Annotated in this window: 19 protein-coding genes; 3 read left to right on the forward strand and 16 right to left on the reverse strand. The window is 41.4% G+C overall.

Annotation, left to right across the window (positions count from 1 at the left end):
* Window positions 1-12 precede the first annotated feature (12 nt).
* From KTO63_RS00050 to gyrA, 8 genes are all read right to left on the reverse strand, one after another.
* Window positions 13-576: a DUF4256 domain-containing protein gene (locus tag KTO63_RS00050; protein WP_217789072.1), complete on the reverse strand. Its 564-nt coding sequence runs from the start codon at window positions 574-576 to the stop codon at window positions 13-15.
* 115 nt (window positions 577-691) lie between these two features.
* Window positions 692-991, reverse strand: a complete 300-nt coding sequence (locus KTO63_RS00055) for a hypothetical protein (RefSeq protein ID WP_217789073.1) — start codon at window positions 989-991, stop codon at window positions 692-694.
* Between the two features lie 290 nt (window positions 992-1,281).
* Window positions 1,282-1,863, reverse strand: a complete 582-nt coding sequence (locus KTO63_RS00060; protein WP_232372967.1) for a YdeI/OmpD-associated family protein — start codon at window positions 1,861-1,863, stop codon at window positions 1,282-1,284.
* A gap of 141 nt (window positions 1,864-2,004) precedes the next feature.
* Entirely contained in the window at window positions 2,005-2,409 is a 405-nt protein-coding gene (locus KTO63_RS00065) for a DoxX family protein (RefSeq protein WP_217789074.1), read from the reverse strand.
* A gap of 134 nt (window positions 2,410-2,543) precedes the next feature.
* Window positions 2,544-3,020: an SRPBCC family protein gene (locus KTO63_RS00070; protein ID WP_217789075.1), complete on the reverse strand. Its 477-nt coding sequence runs from the start codon at window positions 3,018-3,020 to the stop codon at window positions 2,544-2,546.
* A 171-nt stretch (window positions 3,021-3,191) separates the two neighbouring features.
* Complete coding sequence (locus KTO63_RS00075) at window positions 3,192-3,521, reverse strand: metalloregulator ArsR/SmtB family transcription factor (protein WP_217789076.1); 330 nt, start codon at window positions 3,519-3,521, stop codon at window positions 3,192-3,194.
* 1,511 nt (window positions 3,522-5,032) lie between these two features.
* Window positions 5,033-6,313: a tetratricopeptide repeat protein gene (locus KTO63_RS00080; protein WP_217789077.1), complete on the reverse strand. Its 1,281-nt coding sequence runs from the start codon at window positions 6,311-6,313 to the stop codon at window positions 5,033-5,035.
* A gap of 27 nt (window positions 6,314-6,340) precedes the next feature.
* The gene (gene gyrA, locus KTO63_RS00085) at window positions 6,341-8,977 is read right to left on the reverse strand and encodes a DNA gyrase subunit A (RefSeq protein ID WP_317195724.1); all 2,637 of its coding nucleotides are present in this window, start codon (window positions 8,975-8,977) and stop codon (window positions 6,341-6,343) included.
* A 296-nt stretch (window positions 8,978-9,273) separates the two neighbouring features.
* Between gyrA and KTO63_RS00090 the strand changes: the two genes are divergently transcribed.
* Window positions 9,274-9,489 (forward strand): hypothetical protein, encoded by a 216-nt coding sequence (locus tag KTO63_RS00090; protein ID WP_217789078.1) that lies wholly within the window; start codon window positions 9,274-9,276, stop codon window positions 9,487-9,489.
* A gap of 217 nt (window positions 9,490-9,706) precedes the next feature.
* Here KTO63_RS00090 and KTO63_RS00095 read toward each other — a convergent pair whose 3' ends face one another.
* Complete coding sequence (locus KTO63_RS00095) at window positions 9,707-10,300, reverse strand: porin family protein (RefSeq protein ID WP_217789079.1); 594 nt, start codon at window positions 10,298-10,300, stop codon at window positions 9,707-9,709.
* Window positions 10,301-10,564: 264 nt separating this feature from the next.
* Between KTO63_RS00095 and KTO63_RS00100 the strand changes: the two genes are divergently transcribed.
* Complete coding sequence (locus KTO63_RS00100) at window positions 10,565-11,863, forward strand: saccharopine dehydrogenase C-terminal domain-containing protein (protein ID WP_217789080.1); 1,299 nt, start codon at window positions 10,565-10,567, stop codon at window positions 11,861-11,863.
* 49 nt (window positions 11,864-11,912) lie between these two features.
* On the opposite strand, the gene KTO63_RS00105 is transcribed toward KTO63_RS00100, so the two are convergent.
* The 5 genes from KTO63_RS00105 to KTO63_RS00125 all read right to left on the reverse strand — a co-directional run bounded on the left by KTO63_RS00105 (window position 11,913) and on the right by KTO63_RS00125 (window position 16,569).
* Window positions 11,913-13,226, reverse strand: coding sequence for a hypothetical protein (locus KTO63_RS00105; protein ID WP_217789081.1), 1,314 nt, complete (start codon window positions 13,224-13,226; stop codon window positions 11,913-11,915).
* A gap of 211 nt (window positions 13,227-13,437) precedes the next feature.
* Window positions 13,438-14,232: a hypothetical protein gene (locus tag KTO63_RS00110; RefSeq protein WP_217789082.1), complete on the reverse strand. Its 795-nt coding sequence runs from the start codon at window positions 14,230-14,232 to the stop codon at window positions 13,438-13,440.
* A gap of 212 nt (window positions 14,233-14,444) precedes the next feature.
* Window positions 14,445-15,134, reverse strand: coding sequence for an SIR2 family NAD-dependent protein deacylase (locus tag KTO63_RS00115; protein ID WP_217789083.1), 690 nt, complete (start codon window positions 15,132-15,134; stop codon window positions 14,445-14,447).
* Between the two features lie 170 nt (window positions 15,135-15,304).
* Entirely contained in the window at window positions 15,305-15,715 is a 411-nt protein-coding gene (locus KTO63_RS00120) for an EVE domain-containing protein (RefSeq protein WP_217789084.1), read from the reverse strand.
* 197 nt (window positions 15,716-15,912) lie between these two features.
* Window positions 15,913-16,569, reverse strand: coding sequence for a protein-L-isoaspartate(D-aspartate) O-methyltransferase (locus KTO63_RS00125; RefSeq protein WP_217789085.1), 657 nt, complete (start codon window positions 16,567-16,569; stop codon window positions 15,913-15,915).
* A gap of 458 nt (window positions 16,570-17,027) precedes the next feature.
* Here KTO63_RS00125 and KTO63_RS00130 point away from each other — a divergent pair, with 458 nt between their 5' ends.
* Window positions 17,028-18,596 (forward strand): T9SS type A sorting domain-containing protein, encoded by a 1,569-nt coding sequence (locus tag KTO63_RS00130; protein ID WP_217789086.1) that lies wholly within the window; start codon window positions 17,028-17,030, stop codon window positions 18,594-18,596.
* A gap of 263 nt (window positions 18,597-18,859) precedes the next feature.
* On the opposite strand, the gene der is transcribed toward KTO63_RS00130, so the two are convergent.
* Together der and era are read right to left on the reverse strand one after the other, a co-directional pair.
* On the reverse strand, window positions 18,860-20,176 hold the full coding sequence (gene der, locus KTO63_RS00135; RefSeq protein WP_217789087.1) for a ribosome biogenesis GTPase Der: 1,317 nt from the start codon (window positions 20,174-20,176) through the stop codon (window positions 18,860-18,862).
* A gap of 303 nt (window positions 20,177-20,479) precedes the next feature.
* The gene (era, locus tag KTO63_RS00140; protein WP_217789088.1) at window positions 20,480-21,349 is read right to left on the reverse strand and encodes a GTPase Era; all 870 of its coding nucleotides are present in this window, start codon (window positions 21,347-21,349) and stop codon (window positions 20,480-20,482) included.
* Window positions 21,350-21,352 lie beyond the last annotated feature (3 nt).

The following is a 21,352-nucleotide window of genomic DNA, read 5'->3' on the forward strand; positions in this document are numbered from 1 at the left end:
GGGAGCGCAAATCTACACTTTTAATGAACACCGAAATCCTCTTGCGGCATAATAACTTTCTGCACCGTTATGATACAGGAACACGGTGTTGTAGCGGCGATCACAAAAAACGGCACCGCCGAGTTTGCGGATGTCGGCAGGAGTGGACACCCAACTGGAGGTTTTTAAATCGAACTGGCCGAGTTGCTGCAATTCTCGGTATTCGGTTTCGGTTAAGATGTCAACGCCCATGTCGGCAGCCATGTTGATGGCGCTGTCTGCAGGTTTGAATTCCTTTCTTGATTCCAGGGCATCGTGGTCGAAACAAAGACTTCTGCGGCCCTTGGGACTTTCCGCGGAGCAATCAAAAAAAGTAAACTCGTTTGTTTTTTTATCGTAACCCACCACATCGGGTTCACCGCCGGTTTCTTCCATTTTTTGCAGCGACCTACATTTGTCTGGCTGCGCTTCCAGCTTTGCCTGCACGGCGGTCCAGTCAAGACCTTTGTGGCGGTTCATGTTTTTTTCAAAACGAGTCTTTAAAGTTTTTAGTAGTTCGCCTGTTTCGGCAGCGGAGAGTTTGTTTGTTTTTTTCATGGTGTGTAGTTTAATTATGGTGTCGACTTCAAAACTGCAATGGAGTTTTCTTTACCACTAAGGCACCGAGGGCACTAAGTTTCACTAAGAGACTCTGTGAAGCCGACACTTTGCGTTAGGCATCAAATTCAATGTAATAAATTATACGTTCCACAATCTTGTCGGCATCCATTTTTTCCGGAAGCCAATCGATGTCCTTCATCATATCCTTGATTAAAAACATCTCCATACAATAACTAAATCCCGGACATTTTTGATTGGCGATATCCGTTGTATTCATTTCCATTTCTTCTTCAGTTAATTCCATTAATACGACCTCTGAAGAAGGTAATAATTTGCCGTCTATTTTCCGGGCATACAAAACCAGATCATCATTTATTGTGTCACTATTCAGTATGGCTTCTTTTAGATTCATGTGGTTTTGCGTTTCCCGAATATTGCACCGCGTCATTGCCCGCCCGGATGAAATCCGTTCGGACGGGCGAGGCCTGCAGAGTTCGCAGATCGAAAGTAATAAATAAAGACCCACGCTTATGAACGGCTGAAGCAATCTCCACTGTGCAGTTGAGATTGCTTCACCGGCCCCAAATTGACAAAGTCTCATTTCGTATTGCGGTCAACCTTCTCCGCCCGGCTCGCAATGACGCCGCCGCAGGAGCGGAGTGCCACACATCATTCTAATTCCTAATTTCTAACTCCTAATTCCTAATCTTCAAGTCCTTTGCCCGCCAATATTTGCGGCACATACTTTTCAATTCTCGCTTCACGCGTCTTTGCTTGTTTGGCTTGGGAGAAGTACAACAAATATCCTCGTTGGCGGCCGGGCGTTAAGGCTTCGAATGCTTTTTTGAGCGCAGGCTTTTTGTTGAGTTGTGCCTGGAACTCTTCGGGAACAGGATATTCCTTCGTCTTTTTTAGCTGCACCTTCAGTCCAGCTTTTTCTACTTCGATGGCCTCGTACACGTAAGACTTCAAGATGCGTTCCTTTACTTCTTTTATGTTGGTGTAGCGGATCTGGCGCTGCGCCTGCACATTTTCTGTTTGTTGTATGAGTATCCCTTCAGGATCATTTAACAATGCGCCTTTGAAAAACAATACCGCGCAATATTCCTTAAAAGTATGGATCAGCACGATGTTGGTGCCTTCGTATTGATAACACGGACAACCCCATTTCACTTCTTCGGTAAGGCCACAATCAAGAATGATTTTTCTTAATTTCTCTGTTTCCTTACTCCAGGCTTTGTCTTTCTCGAAGTAAAAATCAGCCTTAGGATTCATGCCGTTCATGTGTTGCAATTTTAGGTGAATAAATGGGATTGTTAGAAAAGTGGCCGGTGGCCAGTTTCCTGTTGCCGGTGCTTAAGTGTGACACTCTTACTAAATCAGAATGCCAAATATTCAATGCGAACACTCGCCGCCGACCATCGGTTACCGGCTACTGGCTACAGCTAACAACTTCCTTTCAGCCGGACGGAAATACCACGACACCGCGGTGAGAGTTAAAAGCAATATTACCGGAAAAATTGCTCCGGCAGATGTATCACCAGCAGCGATATGCGAAAATAATGCTCCTGCCATTATAAAGAAAAAACCTGCATATGCCCATTCTTTCAGGAGCGGAAATTTAGGAATCAGTACAACGATCGCGCCAACGATTTTGAGTACACCGAGCAGCGTGAGCATATAAGCAGGAAAGCCTAATGTGTTGACCACACTGTCATAGCCGCCGGCACCAGTTTTTGTTTTCATTAATTGTACAGCTCCGGTAGAGATCATTCCCAAAGCCAACCAGGCAGTGGAAATCCAGTAGATGATTTTTTGTGTCTTTGTCATGATGTTGATTTTAATAACTGAATAACTGAATAACTGAAGGTTGAATGACTGAGTTCGTGAATGATCGCTACCAAATCGCAAGGTTAACGTTCAAGTTCAGTTATTCAGTCATTCAACCTTCAGTTATTGGAAGATTAGATTGGTTGATTAATTTTTGAGACTATGCTTTCCAGGCGGTTGTGCGCCATATTAATGCCGCCGACGAACGGTAGTTTCATTACCTGGTCTCTTTGCGCAACAGTTTCGTAGATGACATGCATATTGAGGCGGCTGGTATTGTCGGTGAGTTTTTCAAATTCGTAGACTTCGAGCTGCACACCGAAAGGAGTGTTTTCCATTTCGAAAGTCCGGGTGATCTTCTGACCGGGTAGCAATTCGTGGATCACGCCGCTGGCACTGAAGACAACATTTCCATTGGGGTCGCTTGTCTGGTATTGCCAGCTACCATGTTTTTTGCTTTCCAGTTTCAGCACTTTGGTACCCATCCATTGTTCAACAATTTCTGGTTCCACATATGCTTTAAAGAGCAATTCCACCGGCAATTCAAAATCTCTTGTAATGACTACATCGTGTTTGCCTTCTTCGGCAGTGACTTTTGTTTTTCGTTCCATGAGAGAGGTTTTTGTTTTTAGTATTTTTTGTTATTCGAGCATTCTCGCTCGGCTTTGATAACTGAATAACTGATTAACTGAATAACTGAAGTTGAGTATTTGAATTACCGAATTACTGCTACCATAATACAAAGTCGACCTTCATGTTCAGTTATTCAGTTACTCAGTTATTCAGTCATTTTCCTTCGGCTTATAAGCCTTCATAATCTCCTCCAGCTTATCAAATCGCTCATCCCACATCTTGCGGAATGGTTCGATAAAATCGTCGACTTCTTTCATTTTTTGGACGTTTATATGGTAATGAATTTCCCGGCCATTTTGTTCCTGGCGAAGCAGTTCGCATTCGGTTAGGATGGCAAGGTGTTTTGAAACAGTTGGCCGTGCAGTGTCGAAATTGGCGGCAATGGCACCGGCAGTCATGGATTGGGTGGCGACCAACACAAGAATGGCTCTTCGTGTAGGATCGGCGATAGCCTGGAAAACATCTCTTCGTAAATTCATTATGTAGCTATTTGACTACAAATATATATGTAGCTATTTAACTACGCAAGTTTTTTGGCGAGATTTTTTTGGAGGGAGCACACAGATGACACTGATTGGACGGATTTGCACAGATAATTGTTTGAGAGATGAACTTAAGCCGGGCAGCTTTCAGGATGTTTTTTGATTTAACTATGCTAAATTTTAATACAGCAAATACACATAAACTCCTTAAAATAAACATATTAAAGTCAATATTATTGAGTGTAATCTAAAATAGAAGCAAAAATGTATAAATAATTGATTAGTAATTAATTAAAAAAATACAACATCACAACAGATGCATATTTTAATTGCAATAAGATTGCATAACTAACTGGTTATAATATATTTTAGAAAAATGTCGTTATCTTATTTTATACGTTCCGTGGACCGAAGCCAACTGCAAAGAACTTAAAGTAAAACATGATTTTTCATTTGATAGATTGAACTACGAGGCGATAAAAAGTCTTCCAGAAAATCCTTACACAAATGACTAATCACGAAGCTGAAGCAGCCAGAATAAGCCACAAGCCGACACACAGATTTCGTTTCCATTTATGGCCTTAATGAGAATTATATGAGCCAGGAAATTCACCAAGGTTTGCGGGCTTTCTCCATAAAAAACTTAAGAAGAATTCAGGGTAGTCCGATGAATTTTCCATCGAGGCTATGTGGCATGGTCAAACAGACCAAGGCTATGTATGGCAGCCCTGTATTGGATTTGATCAGATTTGGCCTCAATCCACCTTGGTTTTTCGGGCACCTATTTTGTCTTATAATTTATATTATGTTAAATAGAATAATAAGAATTTCTACGAGTTCTACCCTTACCAGAGCCTTTGATTATCGCCATCCGATATGTTTGCCGACAATCCTATCTATCGCTATCCGGTCTGTTTGCCGGCAATCCTCTCACCAAAAATGTAACAGAAACCCTTCGACCAACCCCGAATATCCTGACTGTAATTTTTAAGGCCCAACGCACAAGCTTATATAAATCGGCCGCAAGTTCCCCGACGTGGCCGCTAGTTTGATCCGCTAAAAAGCAACGTTGATCACCCGTATTTTAAGTTTAATACACTTGATCGTAATCAAGCATTACAGGTTTCTACTTTTGCAACTGGTTCGTGGGTCTCTCTTTGGTAACAGGAAAAAGAAAGATTCACAACGCCCATTGTGTCTACAATGGGCGTCTCATTTTTATGTACACAAGTATGGTTTGTGATACCTATTAAAACAAAAACGGCAGAAATATCTGCCGTCACTATGCAAAACCTATTTATTTTACAAGGTTCGGCAAGCTCAGTTAGCCACTCCATTTATGCTGGTTGGAACCGTCTTTGTTCCAGGCAGCCTATGTCCATTCACCAATTATCCGCGTAAATCAGTCCAATCTGTGTCATCTGTGTGCCATTCCCAAAAACAAAAAAAACCGACAGAAATATCTGCCGGTTCTATATTCTTTAAGTTTACTCACAACTCAAAACCTCTTAGTGTTGCTTATCCACGTTGTTGAACTTCTCTTCGTAAACTTTCATTTTGTCTTTGTCACCTTTTTGATCGTAGATGGTAACCAACAGATCCAACGCATCTTTCAACGCTGATTTGTCGTCCATTTTCAATTTGCCCTGACCGCCAAGGATCTGGTCAACTTTTTCAAAGTAAGGAATTGCTTCGTCGAATTTTTTGTTCATTTCATCTCTGATAGCAGCCTTTTGTTTGATTTGATCCGGAGTCAATTTACCTGCGGCACCTGGCTTGATCGCTTTTGCTTTCGCATTCAGGTCAACACCCTGGTTGTAGCTGATTTGTCCCAAAACAAGGTTTGGCTGAGCGTAGTTAGGCTTAATTTCCAGCACTTTTTTGAAGTTTTCCTGTGCTTCTTTGATCAACTCGTCTGAGTTAGCCGGACGTGAAGCTGCATCTGCTTTGTATGCTTCCTGGTAAAGTTCAACTGCGTAGTTGAATCTGTAAACAGAACTATCAGGATATTTAGCGATCATTTCTTTGTATTTATTGAACAAAGCTTGTTTGTCGCCTTTTTCACGCAGGTAATCCAGTTCGTAGCTTTCCCAGAAACCATCAGCTGGATAAACTTGTTTACCCAAACCAATGTATTTGGTCATGTTAGCATCGTCTTTTTTATCAGCATAGTACACAACCAGCCATTTGTAGATCTGGTCCATACCTTCACCATGCACTTTTGCATCAGCCAATTTTGCATAGTAAGTAGCTGCATCATCTTTCAGGTTTGCTTTTTCTGCAGAGATACCAGCGTACAGAACTACGTTTGTATCAAGGGAAACAGTGCTCCATTTGTTCTCGAACATATAGGCACCTGCTTCAAGACATTTTTGGAAGTTCGGATATGCATCTTTGTAATCGCCTCTGTTGTAAGCCGCCGCTCCAGATTTGAAATAACCCTGGTAAATGTCCATGATCGGCTTATAGTTGTCGATCTGCAACTGCAGGTATTGCTTTTTTTCGTCCATTGAAACGTATTTTTTCAATGCGTCGAAAGCATCTACACGTGCAGTTGGATATTTTGAAGAAATGGAAGAATCAGTTGCAAGGCCATTGTAAATCTTAGCTTTTGTGTACCATGCATCCTGATCTTTCGCGTTCTTTTCTACAGCAAGGAATTGATCGATCTGAGCCTTTGCGTCCTCGTATTTTTTATTTTTTTCCAGATCCTTGATCTTGTCAAGCTTCTGGGCAAATGAGCCAACTCCTACGGCAAGTAGCAATAGAGAAAAAACAGCTTTTTTCATTTTTTTGAATTTGAAATGTAAGGATTTTTATAGCGAATCATTATTTGCTTCTTCGGAACCATTTTCGTTTTCAGGAGAACCGTTTTCTTCCGGTGCGCCATTTTCATTATTCACTGTGTCAACTCCATCGCCGGTTGTAATGCCTTCTTCAGCATTTTCTACAACTTTCTCTTCTTCGTGTTCATCCAGTTTGGTGATCGCTGCAATTTCATCGCCGTCATCCAGTCTTATCAGTTTCACGCCCTGTGTTGCACGTCCCGCTTCGCGGATATCGCCAATCGCAGTACGGATGGTCAAACCGGATTTGCAAGTGATCATCAGATCTTCCTTCTCAGTTACTTCCAGGATACCTACCAGCGGACCGGTTTTATCAGTAACGGAAATGGTTTTTACACCTTTACCTCCTCTGTTCGTAATTCTGTATTCGTCGATCGGTGTTCTTTTACCGAAACCTTTTTCACTTACTACCAACACGGTTTTTGATTGATCCTCCTTATTAACACATATCATACCAATTACCTCATCGGTTTCATCATCTACCTCAATTCCTGCAACACCAATGGCACCGCGACCTGTTGGACGAACTTTTTCTTCCGGGAAACGAATCGCACGACCGCTTTTTACCGCCATCATGATTTCGCTGTTTCCGTCGGTCAATTTCGCATATAATAATTCATCGCCTTCCACAATGGTGATAGCATTTACACCACTTGTTCTCGGACGGCTGAAATCTTCAAGGCTCGTTTTCTTGATGATACCTTTTTTGGTACAAAGGATAATATAATGTTGGCTAACAAAATCCTTATCGGCAAGGTTGTGAATATCCAGGATCGTTCTGATCTTGTCATCCGGCGGTATCTGCATCAGGTTTTGTATCGCACGGCCCTTACTGTTTTTTTCGCCTTCTGGAATTTCGTAGACTTTCATCCAGTAACAACGTCCTTTTTCTGTAAAGAACAACATAGTGTGGTGAGTTGACGCCACAAACAGGTGTTCTATGTAATCTTCGTCTCGTGTTTTTCCACCCAAAGCACCACGACCACCGCGTCTTTGCTGGCGGTATTCGCTTGCAGATGTACGTTTGATATAACCAAGATGTGAAATGGTGATTACCACATCTTCCTCTTCAATAAAGTCAAGAACGTTTACTTCGTCAGCCAGGTAAGTGATCTCGGTTTTGCGTGCGTCACCAAACCTTGCTTTTACCTCTTCCAGTTCTTTTGTGATCACTTCAAATCTTTTACCCTCGTTGGCCAAAAGTTCTTTTAAGTCGGCAATAAGGCGCATAATCGCAGCATGTTCTTCGCGGATCTTGTCAATTTCCATTCCGGTTAAACGCTGCAAACGCAGTTCCAGAACGGCTTTCGCCTGAATTTCGGTCATTCCGAAATTGGTCATCAACCCTTCTTTCGCAATCTCTGGTGTGGTAGAGTTACGGATCAACGCAATCACCTGGTCGAGGTGGTCAAGCGCAATCATATAACCTTCCAATATATGGGCTTTTTTCTCTGCTTCTCTTAGTTCAAATTGTGTACGCCGTACTACCACTTCGTGACGGAAATCCACAAACTCTGCTACCATCTCGCGAACGCCAAGTGTTTTAGGTTTGCCTTTTACCAGCGCCACGTTGTTGATACCAAAAGAAGTTTGCAGCTCTGTAAACTTGTACAATTGGTTGATCACGATGTTCGCAACGGCATCTCTTTTCAGATCCACAACGATACGTGTACCTTCTTTTTTGTTGGATTCATTGTTTACGTGAGCGATGCCTTCGATGGTTTTAGCAACTACCAACTGGCCGATCTTATCGCAAAGTGCATCACGGTTTACCTGGTACGGCACTTCCGTAATAATAAGCGTTTCACGTCCGCTTGGCTTGGTTTCCACATGCACACGACCACGAAGAACAACTCTTCCGCGGCCTGTCATCAAACCTTGCTTCACGCCTTCCATTCCCCAGATGATACCACCTGTCGGAAAATCTGGCGCTTTAATAATATTGCACATTTCCTCCGATGTGATCGAGCGGTTTTGTATATATGCGAAACATCCGTCGATAACCTCAGTAAGGTTGTGCGGCAAAATGTTCGTCGCCATACCTACCGCGATACCGGTAGAACCATTTATAAGCAATTGAGGAATACGTGTAGGTAAAACGGTTGGCTCTTTCAGGGAGTCGTCAAAGTTCAATTGGAAATCAACCGTGTCTTTTTCGATGTCATCCAGCATGGCTTCCGCCATACGGTGCATACGAACCTCCGTATAACGCATTGCCGCCGGTCCGTCACCATCCTGGCTACCAAAGTTACCCTGGCCATCTACCAGGGTGTAGCGCATGCTCCACTCCTGCGCCATACGTACCATGGTATCATATACAGATTTATCACCATGTGGGTGATATTTACCCAACACCTCACCCACAATACGGGCAGATTTTTTATAAGGTTTGTTGTAACTGTTTCCCAGCTCGTTCATTGCATACAGCACCCTCCTGTGAACCGGCTTAAATCCGTCCCGAACATCTGGCAAAGCTCGTCCTACGATAACCGACATCGAGTAATCGATGTAGGCGGACTTCATTTCTTCTTCAATATTTATGGGCTGAATACGGTTCTGGTCGTTCGTTTGAGATGGTAATTGGTTATCTTCCATACTTTTTTCCAAAAAGTAACGTTTATAGAGTTACTTATTAATTTAATATTAAAAATCTTTTAGAATAGTGGCAAATTTACCTGTTTTCGCAATGAAAACCAGTTTTATAGCGTGACTTTTTGGGGTGTTTTTTCCACTTTTTACAAAGGTTAATAACAACAAAACAATTAAAAATGACATAAATCAAGCCGACGACTAATACCAAGACAAAACCAAACACCAAAATCCAATAACTAGATTAATCTGGCATAAATCTTGAAAGCATTAACCCGCTGAGACCATTGCCTTAATAATTTAAACCTATTCAGATGAGAGCTTTACTTACCTTGATCCTGGTGATTGCCATGGTGACCACCCTGCACGCAATCAGGATCTACGAAAAAAACGAAAGAGCTAAAAGCATCCTTGTCGCACCAAAATTCTCTTCAGAAAGAGAGGCTGACGCAACGATCGAAACGGATTCTTTAAGCTTTATCAATCACCTGATCACAAAACAACGACCAGTTACAGAAATGAGTAACTAATTTTTCTACCTAACGATTATTGACAAAAAAGCTTGGCATTTGCATAAAAACAAAAAGCGGTTTCCTACGGGAAGCCGCTTTTTGTTTTTTAGTTGTTGGGCTGTTAGCGCATAAATTCTCTTACGCCACTGATAGATATAACCAATAAAAAAAGTCTGGTGGCTTTCGAAAAAACCATCAGACCTTGAGGCTGTCCTGATAACCAACAACCAACAATTTATTTATTATTAAACAACGTATAAAACAATCCCACCTGTATCACGCTGTTTTTAAAGTCAGCATTTGCCACAGATGCATTGTTGATGTCTCCAACTTTTGATAATCCAACAACGTAACGGGCTCCAATTCCCAAACCAATTTTACTGTGAAAACCTAAACCTGCTGCCCATGAAAAGTCGGCGCCTTTGGTTACATCTTTTACACTTTGATTTTCAAAATCGCCACCACTTACGTTTACAGATACCACAGGACCTGTTTCAACATAAAAACCTCCGGGGCTCTGCACTTTCAGCAGAACAGGAATGCTGACATAGTTTAATTTGAAATCTTCTTTGTGTCCTGTTTCTCTATCCTCAATTGTGGCGCCTTGTGTAGAAAACAAAACTTCAGGCTGCAATGAAATAACCTGTCCGAATTTATAGTTTACAAATGCGCCTGCATGAAAACCTACAAGCGAACTTTTCTTCGCATCCTGGAAATCACCACCGGTAAAGTTGCTGATGTTTACGCCACCTTTTACACCAAGCTGAAATTTTTGAGCGAAACTCGCGCTACTCACGAAAAGCAATGAGGCAAATAGAATCTTTTTCATAAAGTCCTTTTTGTGTGTTTAAATAGTTTTAAAACGGTACTAACATTGACTGTTTGCCGCACAATAAGTTTAATGGCAATAAAACCATTTTTTGCCATAACGATATTGCAAAATCATCCTTTCAATAATCGTTCCATCCTTGATATTGCGTATCATTTTAAATAACTTAATTTCATAGGAGGGCTCAACGTTTAATGCCTAACGCTTAACGCGAGGCTCTCTGCGTTTTGCTTAGGCATTAAGCGTTGGTCAAAAATAATTATCATGAAAGAAATCCTCGTTGCAGGCGCAGGCAAGTCTTCTGTTTCCTTGATTGAATATCTTTTGCAACATGCTGCAGACAAAGATTTACACATCACTGTTGCAGATGCATTTTTACAGAATGCTGTTGACAAAATAAATGGCAACAAACACGGCACTGCGGAGAAACTTGACGTGAATGATACTGAAAAAAGACAACAACTGGTTCGCAAAAGCGACATTGTTATTTCAATGTTACCTCCTGCCCTGCACATAGAACTGGCAAAGGATTGCCTGTTGTTTGAAAAGCATCTGCTCACTGCTTCTTATACTGATGAGGGAGTAAAAAAAATGAGTGAAGCAATTGCAGATAAAGATATTTTGTTTCTGTATGAAATGGGCCTCGATCCCGGCATTGACCATATGAGTGCCATGCAAATGATACATGCCATACAAAAAGATGGCGGCAACATTATTTCTTTCAAATCGCATTGCGGCGGGTTGGTTGCGCCTGAAAGCGATAACAATCCATGGCACTACAAAATATCATGGAACCCTGCAAATGTGGTGAGAGCGGGAAAAGCCGGCGCTTCATTTAAACAGGATGGTGAAATAGAAAACATCCCTTATGAACATCTTTTTTCTCCGGAAAATAAAGTGATGGTGAATGATGAGCTTTATTCTTTTTATGCCAATCGCGATTCACTTGCATACATTGACCTCTACAATTTGCACAGCGCAAAAACTTTTGTAAGAACAACTTTGCGCCATCCTGATTTTATTAAGGGCTGGGCAAGTATTGTTGATTTGCAATTGACAGACGAAACAAAAAGACTTCAAACCGCTGGACTCTCTCCTGCCGATTTTTTTAAAAAGCATGTGGATGAAAATGGTTTGCAAAAGGCATTGCCAAATGATCCGACAATACTCGAACAATTTGCTTTTATAGATTTTTACGACGATGGCGAACACATCAACAAAGGCTTATTGACGCCCTGCGAAACACTGCAATACCTGCTTGAGAAAAATCTTGTACTCACTCCTGATGATAAAGATATGATAGTGATGTTGCACGAAATTGAATTTGAAAAAAATGGTAACACGCACTTGCACAAAAGCTGCCTCGTAGTCATTGGAGATGATAACATTCATACGGCCATGGCCAAAACAGTGGGCCTGCCCCTTGCCATTGCAGCAACAAAAATTTTGGATGGAACAATTAAACTCCGCGGCTTGCACATTCCCATCGTTCCTGAGGTCTATGAAGTGGTGATGAGCGAACTTGAAAAGCTGGGAATCAAATTTGAATTAGTTGAGAGTTGAGAGTTAAGAGTTTCATTCCACCTCACTCTCAACTCTCAATTCTCAATTCTCAATTAATTTCCGCGTCCCGCACAGAAAGTATTTTATACTCAATGTCCCTGTAAACGATCTTGTATTTGCCGGGCTGCAGGTATAGGTAGTAGTAGCCGTTTTCTGCTGTATTGTATGTTTGATCAGCAGGAACCAAAAGACCTATGTCTTTGTTTACGCCTTCGCTTAGATAGTAAGCCTGAACGAGATACAAACTTTTCTCGGTTGGTTTTATCGCATATTCTTTTTTCAAACCATTCATAGAATACCAATCCGGACGGCCATTTTTATATTGCGTTTGCGGATGCACGACAACAATGTCATAACCGTTTGTTGCCAGCAAATCCACGGGCTGATTGTTTTTTATGGCAACAGAAGGTTTTGAAATAGGATATCTGCCTATGTATTGATCATAGAAGATTCTTCCGTATTCAAAGTCGCTTAGCTCGGTCATATCCGTTTGGTTGATGGTGAGCGGATCAATATCAGAAAGGCGTTTAAACGCCAGTGCCATCGGAATGTATTTGTCAATCTGTTCTTCAAAGATGTGTCCGTGACTTGCCTGAACGACTATTTTTGCGGAGCTATCTTCCTGCAATACTTTATAAATATTAGCGGCCTGCACCAATTCGCGTTGAAAAGAAGAATGCGAATAAACTGAATCCTGGTAGGCCACTAATTTAAAACCGATCTTCACGGCGATGCGCAACATTTCGGCGTTTACAGGTTCGTGAATGTATTTGCCGCTGCTGATATCAATAACTTCTGGTTTTACCGCTGCATTGTTATTTAAGGCTTCTACGGCAAAATATCTGAAACCCTGGTTATACAAATCCTGCAACAATGAAACGGTGAAGACCCTGTGCTGCGGTTTGCACTGCGATTCATTAATCATCACAACTTTTGCCACAGCGGTTCTGTCGAGTATGTATTTCTTAGCATCCACATGTTGAACATTGCGTAAAGTATCAACGTAAGATGTGATGGAAGCCGCTACTTTTTTGCTTAGTGTATCGTAGCCTTTTGCAGAATAATACAATGCGGATTGATAGTCTGCAACTGATATCAGGTAATCGCTGAAATCATCATAGAAAAATTTGTCCTGGAAAGAACGCTTGATCTTTTGTTCATTTTGCAAAGCGGCGTATAGTGGAAACAGGTAATTGATCCTGTTATTTACTCTATCGCTCAATCGCAAGACAGATGAGTCTGCCAGGCTTTTTTTCGATGTGCTTATATATTTTTTTATCTGCGTTAAATAAGGCGACGGCTGTGCGAAAACGGCCATGGAAATCAATAAAGAGCTTGCTAGCAAAAGACTTTTAAAACGCATGTAAGGTAATTAGGCTGCAATATTAGTAGAATGTCCGGTGAATTTGTGATTATGAAATGTTAACCTTTCAGGTCGGCGACCAAAGTTTACCACTAAGGCACTAAAAACACTAAGCCGCACTAAGGAATGAGTAGGATTAGAAATATTTTGCTAATGCTATTATTACCAAAGTTTGAGAACATATCGCAACTCTTAGTGCGGCTTCGTATCCTTAGTGCCTTAGTGTTGAATCAGCGGCTTTCTCGTACCACGCTCTCATTTCATTAAAAGCCTGCGATTCTGTGATTGAGTTATCCAGTAGTTGCTTAAAAGTAAGCCCCTTAACGTCCATCTCATACTTCACCATCAACCAGAACTTAAGATAGGCAGTTCCCAAAAAAGAGGGTCCCTCATCCACAAAGGTCTGTGCGTACTGAAAACCTTCATTTTCGTAGTTAATTAACCTCCCGATATTTTCGCGAAGAATTTCTTTCTCATCTGTTTTGATGGATTTATAGCAAACGTATTCCGCATAGCCCTCCCATTTCCAGATGGGAATATTTTTTAATGGTCGCGAATGGAACAATCCCAGCGCATTGTATTGATAACAATGGATCATTTCATGCGCCACGGTCCTGGCCATTTGGCGGTTGAAGCCGTTCAGCGCAATCCACTGAAAAGAATTATCGGGCTTGCCATTCAGTATAATATTGTTATGATACCCCCATGCATAGGCGTCTCCGTAAATGCCCCTTAATATTTTAGGAAATTTGCTGCCATCGTTCAAAAACACATCGAGTTTGAAAGTAGAATCATAGATTTCACTGTTCTGCACAAGCGAAATGGCTTTGTCAAAAATCCGGTTGTAGGCTGTATCGTACGGCATCGCGGAGTAAACACAAATGCCACAGTAGTTATGCTTATTGGCATACATGATCTGAGGATTCAACATGAACAGCACGAAAATTACCAGCAACAGCAGAAAAATAACAGCGAAGCGGATAATTATTCTTGCAATTCTCCTCATAGTGGTTTATGTATGGTTAGTCATTACAAATAGGCAGCCATAAAGTTGGACAAATGACTGAATAACTGAGTAACTGAATAACGGATCTTGAACGTCGAGGTTAACTCAATAATTCAATAATTCAATGATTCGATAATTCAACCATCAGTTATTCAGTTACTCAGTTATTCAGTTACTCAGTTATTCAGTTATTCAGTTACTCAGTTATTCAGTTATTCAGTCTTCCTCAACATCTTCTGCAATTCCCGCACTCCCAGCGTAGCGGGCTTTTCAATAGCTGTCAGGTTGCCAATGGATGATACATACGGGATGCGTTTGTCTACAATATATTTTTCGATGTGATCAGGGGAATAGTTCACCAATCCCGCTGCGGGATAAACAACCAACGACGTGCCCACCACTGCAAAAATATCGGCACGTCTTACCACGCTGATAGCACTGTCAATCATTGGAACAGCTTCGCCAAACCACACGATATGTGGGCGCCACTGTGCGCCATCGGAGGCCTTATCTCCTAGCTGAATGTCTTCTTTGATTGGAGCGATGAGGTGTTCATTCTTTTCGCTACGCATTTTGAAAATCTCGCCATGGAGGTGCATTACATTTGTGGAGCCTGCACGCTCGTGAAGGTCGTCGATATTTTGTGTGATGATTTGAACATCAAAATCATTCTCCAATTCAGCCAATGCGATGTGTGCGTCATTTGGCTGGGCATCCAGTACATTTTTTCTCCGGAAATTATAAAACTCCAGTACCAGCGCGGGATTCTTCATCCAGGCTTGCGGAGTTGCCACTTCTTCTATATCATATCCTTCCCAAAGTCCGTCGCTATCGCGAAATGTTTTCAATCCACTTTCCGCGCTAATGCCGGCGCCGGTAAGGACGACGAGTTTCTTTTTCATAGATGAGAGTTTGTGATTGACAAGTACTAAGTCAAAAAGCAAAAGTCAAAAACTTCTAATGCAGTCTTATTTTTTAAAACGTCCGATTGTTGTGTTGCCCAGAAGCTTTTTTTAAAGACCAGATGTTGGCACGTTGCAGGTTTTTTACTTTTTTACTTTTTATTTTTTACTTATTTCTCTCCCGCCAGTTCCATCACCACATCCCATTCTTCATCTGTAACCGGCTGAACGGACAAGCGGCCGAGGCGAACTAGTGCCATGTCTTTTAAACGTTTATCTGCTTTTACCTGGGCAAGTGTCACAGGATTCTTTAATTTTCTTACGGGCTTCAGATCAACCACTACCCATGCTTCCTCATCTGTCGTCGGATCCTGGTATGCCTCTTTGGCAACCTTGGCAATACCAACAATTTCCACACCTTCATTGCTGTGATAAAAAAACACCTGATCGTTTTTTTTCATTGCCTTCATGAAATTACGTGCTGCATAGTTGCGAACACCATCCCAGAATGTTTGCTTGTCTTCCACAAACTTGTCCCAGCTGTATTTGAAAGGTTCTGATTTTACTAACCAGTAGGCCATGTGAAGTTTTGAGTTTTAAGTTATGAGTTGTGAGTTGTTAGCGCTATAAAAATAAGACGTTTCGTGACAAGTTGAGAGTTGAGAATTGAGAGTTGAGAGTTCTTTAATGTTGAATATTTTGATATAAATGTAACTGCCTTTGATGAAGACTTTTTATCAATACTCACTTTCAACTCTCAATTCTCCACTCTCAACTACTAATTGTTTTTCCCCTCCAGCATAGGCACAAACGAAAAGTTATCGAACACTTCTTCGTGCAGGCTGCCGTCTGCCAGCTTGGTAAGGCGCTTCATTTTCTGAACGGAGCCTTCTCCCAACGGGATGACCATTCTACCGCCGACTTTCATTTGCTCCACTAACTTTTGCGGAACAAATGGCGCTGCTGCTGTAATAATTACTTTGTCAAACGGAGCATAAGTTGGCAATCCTTCAAAGCCATCTCCAAAAAAGCATTTAACGTTGGGGTATTTTTTGAGCAGGGGGAATTGTTTGTTGAGATCAAAAAGCATTTTCTGACGCTCAATGGTAAAAACCTGCGCTTTCATTTCTCCCAGAATGCAAGCCTGGTAAGCGCTCCCTGTGCCTATTTCCAATACTTTGTCAAATGGATTTATGTCCAGCAACTGGCTCTGGTAAGCCACAGTGTAAGGCTGAGAAATGGTTTGTTGCTGCGCGATGGGGAAAGCCCTGTCTTCGTAAGCTACTTTATCAAAAGCAGAATCGAGGAAAAAATGCCGTGGCACCGTATTGATCGCCGTTAGTACTCTTTCGTCTGTAATTCCTTTTGATTGCAGTAAATCTACTAGTTTTTTTCGTAGTCCTTTGTGTCGGTATGTGTCTTCGAATGTCCTCATAAGTCGCCTGCAAGATACTTAAACCCTTTAAAAACATAATTTTATTTGCCAATATGGCAGCTTATTTTTTATTCACATAGAGTTGTATATCAATATGATAAAAATGCCTTCTTTTATTTTTTGCCAGCCTCCTAAGTGTATCCACTTAAAAAAAATGTAGCTAAAAATTTGTTCAGTATATAAACGCAGTATATTTTCGCACTATGTTACGGAATTTACGTAACCGTTTTTAATCCGGTCCACTACCTATCAATACCTCCAATTAATTTAATATTTCCTGAAAGCTTTCGCGGCTTGATCTAATCCATCAGTTGTGTATTTATCCAATTCGATCTCCTAAGACATTTCCGTCTTTATAATTCCATTCCTCGAATACCCATCACTCGATGCGTAACTGGTTTTCGCATGCCTGAAGTGACCCAAGTAATCTGTTTTTACCTTATTTAAATACAACAATTATGATCAAATTGTACCCAAACCGTGCATTTAAAGCACTCTTGACTTTAACAGTCGCTTCTTTTTCAGTTCTTTCTTTGTCTGCTCAGTGCCCTACCGGTTCTGTATCAGCTGTAGCCGGAACTACTTACACTAACGGACAAGTAGTATGCGTTTCAGGTAATTTTACAAGTGGAACGATTACTCTTAACAGTGGTTCACAGCTTGTAATTGCAACTGGTGGCTCCTTCAAAGGAAATATCAACGCAGCTAGCAATGTGCAAATCTATGTTCAGGCAGACGCAACTTTCCAACCTGGAAGTGTAAACAATTTCGTTGGTAAAATCACTAACTACGGAACAACAACGATTAAATTCAATCTGCCTAGCGGAACAGAAGTTATAAACAACAAATCTTTGGAAATAAGCAATGGCGTTAATCTCGGTAATGTTACCGTTACAAACTCTTCTTGCGGTTATTTGACTATTTACGGTGGTTTGAACCTAAGTGGTAACGCTTCTACGTTTTCAAACAATGGTTCTGTATCTGTTGTTGGTGGCGGCCTTACTCTTGAAGGAGGCAACCAGTTGATCAACAGAGGACAAATGTATGTCAATGGTAAGTTTATATTGAGAGGAAAAATCACCAACGATGGTCGCCTTGTTTTCTCAAGCGGCAATTCAACCATCGAAGGCTCCGACTCTTTGATCAATAGAAATGTTTTTGTAATTGGAGGTTCTGCTACAGTTAACAAAGCAATTCGCAACGATGGTTTGTTCTGGATTGGCGGTGCTGCAAGTTTTCAAAACTCGTACAACTTCAACCAAACAAATGCTGCTGCTTATTTAAGAGTTGACGGCTCAATGACATATGCTAACGTTGTTGGCGGTAGTGGTGTTGCGCATATTGCAGGTTCTAAAGCTAGTCAAAACGGCGGTCAGTTCTTGCTTGCAACTACAACAACGGTTAAAGACACTAACAACTATGCAGCTGTTGGTGCTAACGCGGCTAAACCTTGCGGTAGCAGCGAAAGCCAATTGCCTTTACCTATCATCCTGCAGAACTTTACGGCAAAAGCAAGTGGTAGCGCGGCACAACTGAACTGGTCAACAGTTTCTGAATTGAATGGTAAAGCAATGATTGTTCAACACAGCACTGACGGTGTTAGCTTTGAAGACATCCAAACAGTTGCATCAACAACCAATAGTTCACTTGTTCAGAATTATTCTTATATTGATAACAATGTGGCGAATGGTGTTAACTACTACCGTTTGAAACTTGTTTCTTCTGACGCTCCGATTTCTTATAGCGCTGTAGTTGCAGTGAAATTCAATGCAACAGCAGAACAACAAGCAATCAGCGTGTTCCCGAATCCGTTCCTTGATCATTTCACAGTGAAGTTTGCAGATGTAAAAGGCAGCAACGTTGTTGCTAAATTGTACAATGCACAAGGTGCTGCTATTTTGGTTCAATCATTCAACAGTGCAGCTTCTGTAACAATCAATACGCCTGCAACTTTAGCGAAAGGTGTATATGTATTGGAAATTAGCGCTAACGGCGAAAAATATTATCATAGATTAATGAAGCTTTAATTAAGCATTCCGACACATTTCCTGAGCCCTGGCATACGCCGGGGCTTTTTTTGCACAGAGGGACAGAGAACACAGAAGGGAAGTAAAAATTTAAAAGTCAAAATTCAAAAAATGTCCGATTGCAATCGAGCTTTTAGATTGTCAACCATTTGATTTTTGACATTTAATTGTTGTTATGAATTTAAACTCTGTGCCCTCTGTTCCTCTGTGGCAAAAAAAAAGACGCCCCAAGGGCGTCTCTCAACTAACTATAGTAAAGTCTCTTATTTCTTCCTGAAGAAAATCCTCACCGGAACTCCCGTAAAGTTGAAATCTTCTCTCAACTTATTCTCAAGGTAATTCTTATATGGAGTTTTGATATCATCCGGATAGTTCGTGAAGAACGCGAATGATGGAACGTTTGTCGGCAATTGCGTTACATACTTGATCGAAACCGCATGACCGCGTACAACCGGCGCGTGATAGGCTTTCATTGCGTTCTGCATCGCTTCATTCAACTGGGAAGTCGGGATTTTGCGTTGCTTGTTTTCAAAAACTTCCAAACCGGTTTCAATGGCTTTGAAAATTCTTGTTTTGTCTTTTACTGAAATGAAAATAATAGGCACGTCAGTAAACGGCGCAATTTTTTGCTTCAGTTGTTTTTCGTAATCACGGGCTGTATTGGTTTCCTTTTCCATCAGGTCCCATTTGTTTACCAAAAAAACAATACCCTTTCCTTTTTTTGCAGCAAGGCCAAAGATATTCAGGTCCTGTGCCGTAATGCCTTGTTTTGCGTCGATCAGCAGCAAACAAACATCTGCTTCATCCATTGCTTTGATGGCGCGGATCACGGAATAAAATTCCAGGTCCTCGTTCACTTTATTTTTACGACGGATACCGGCTGTATCGATCAATACAAATTCTTTCTCGAAAAGGTTATAGTGCGTGTGAATCGTGTCACGCGTTGTACCTGCAATGTCGCTTACAATAGTTCTTTCCTCTCCCACCAATGCATTCAGCAAAGAAGATTTACCTACGTTCGGCTGACCAATGATCGCAAACTTTGGAAGCGGTTTTTCGTCTTCCATTGCCTGCAAATGATCTTCTGTGATAAGTGCACTTACAGCATCAAGCAATTCACCCGAACCACTACCGCTCATTGCGGAAATGAAGAATGTATTTTCAATGCCGAGTCCGTAAAACTCAGAAGCCTCCAGGTATCTTTCGTGGTTGTCTACTTTATTTACCGCAAGGAAAACCGGTTTGGGAGAACGGCGCAAAAGATTCGCCATCGCATCATCCAGATCTGTGATACCTGTAACGGTATCTGTCATAAAGATGACAGCGTTTGCTTCTTCCAAAGCAATCAACACCTGCTTTTTTATTTCTCTTTCAAAAACGTCTTCACTCTGAGGTACGAAACCTCCTGTATCAATTACGTTGAATGATTTTCCGGCCCATTCAGCCACTCCATACTGACGGTCGCGTGTTACGCCGCTAACGTCGTCAACAATAGCTTTACGCTGCTCCAACAAACGGTTGAAGAACGTACTTTTCCCCACATTGGGCCTTCCTACTATTGCCACTGTAAATCCTGCCATGATTCTGATTTGATGGTTGTTTGTTGATCGTTTTTGGTTGTTGGGCTTTAAATACAAGCATTCCTAACAACTTTCAACCATTAACTAACAAAGTCTATTTAAATTAAAATACAATTTCAAAATATCGATCTGATAAACACCAACGCTGCCAACCTGTGTTTGCTTTGATCATTCTTAAATTTCAGGGCGAATGCGATTCGCACAATTCCTATTGAACATTCCGGTTGTTTGACAGGGCGAATGCGATTCGCCCCTACGCCATTCTCAACTTTCAATTCTCAATTCTCAACTCTCAACTCTCAATTACTTATACCCGTATTCCTTCAAAAACGTTTCATTGTCTCTCCACTTCGGACGCACTTTTACAAACAGTTCGAGAAACACTTTGTTGCCGACAAATTTTTCAATTTCAAGTCTTGCCTGCGTGCCCAGCTTTTTAATCATGGTGCCTTTTTCGCCGAGCAGAATGCCTTTTTGGGTATCACGCTGCACTATAATATCTGCTGTAATTTTTATTAAGGTCTGTTTTTCTTTAAACTCCTGTACTAAAACAGTGGTGTGGTAAGGAATTTCATCCTGATACAGTTGATAGATCTGTTCGCGGATCAGTTCACCGACAAAAAAGCGTGTTGACAGATCACTCAATTCGTCGCCCTCAAAGAAAGGTTCCCCTTCCGGTAAAAATGAAAGAATTTCTTTCAGCAATTCGTCTACTCCAATTTTCTTGAGGGCAGAAACTGCTACTACTTTTTTAGCGTAGGGTTTTTCTTTGAAAAAATTTACCGCGTCTTCCAGCTTTGTACCTTTTGCGCCTTCTATTTTATTGATCACAACAAGCGCAGGCACTTTTAGTTTTAAACTGGAGAAAATAGCGTCACATTCTGCAAGATCTTCATACAAGTCGACCAGCAGCAGGGCCAAATCTGCATCTTCCAAAGCTCCTTTTACGGACTGCATCATTTTTTCGTGCAGCTTATACTTCGGTTCGATGATGCCGGGTGTATCGGAGAAAATAATCTGGTAATCTTTTTCGGTCAGAATGCCTTTAATGCGATGGCGGGTCGTTTGCACCTTCGGTGAAACAATAGCCAGCTTTTCATCCATAAAAGCATTGAGCAAAGTGCTCTTTCCCGCGTTGGGCTTTCCAAATATGTTTACAAAACCGGTCTTCATGAT

The sequence above is a fragment of the Pinibacter aurantiacus genome (assembly GCF_019130065.1).
GTDB lineage: Bacteria > Bacteroidota > Bacteroidia > Chitinophagales > Chitinophagaceae > Pinibacter > Pinibacter aurantiacus.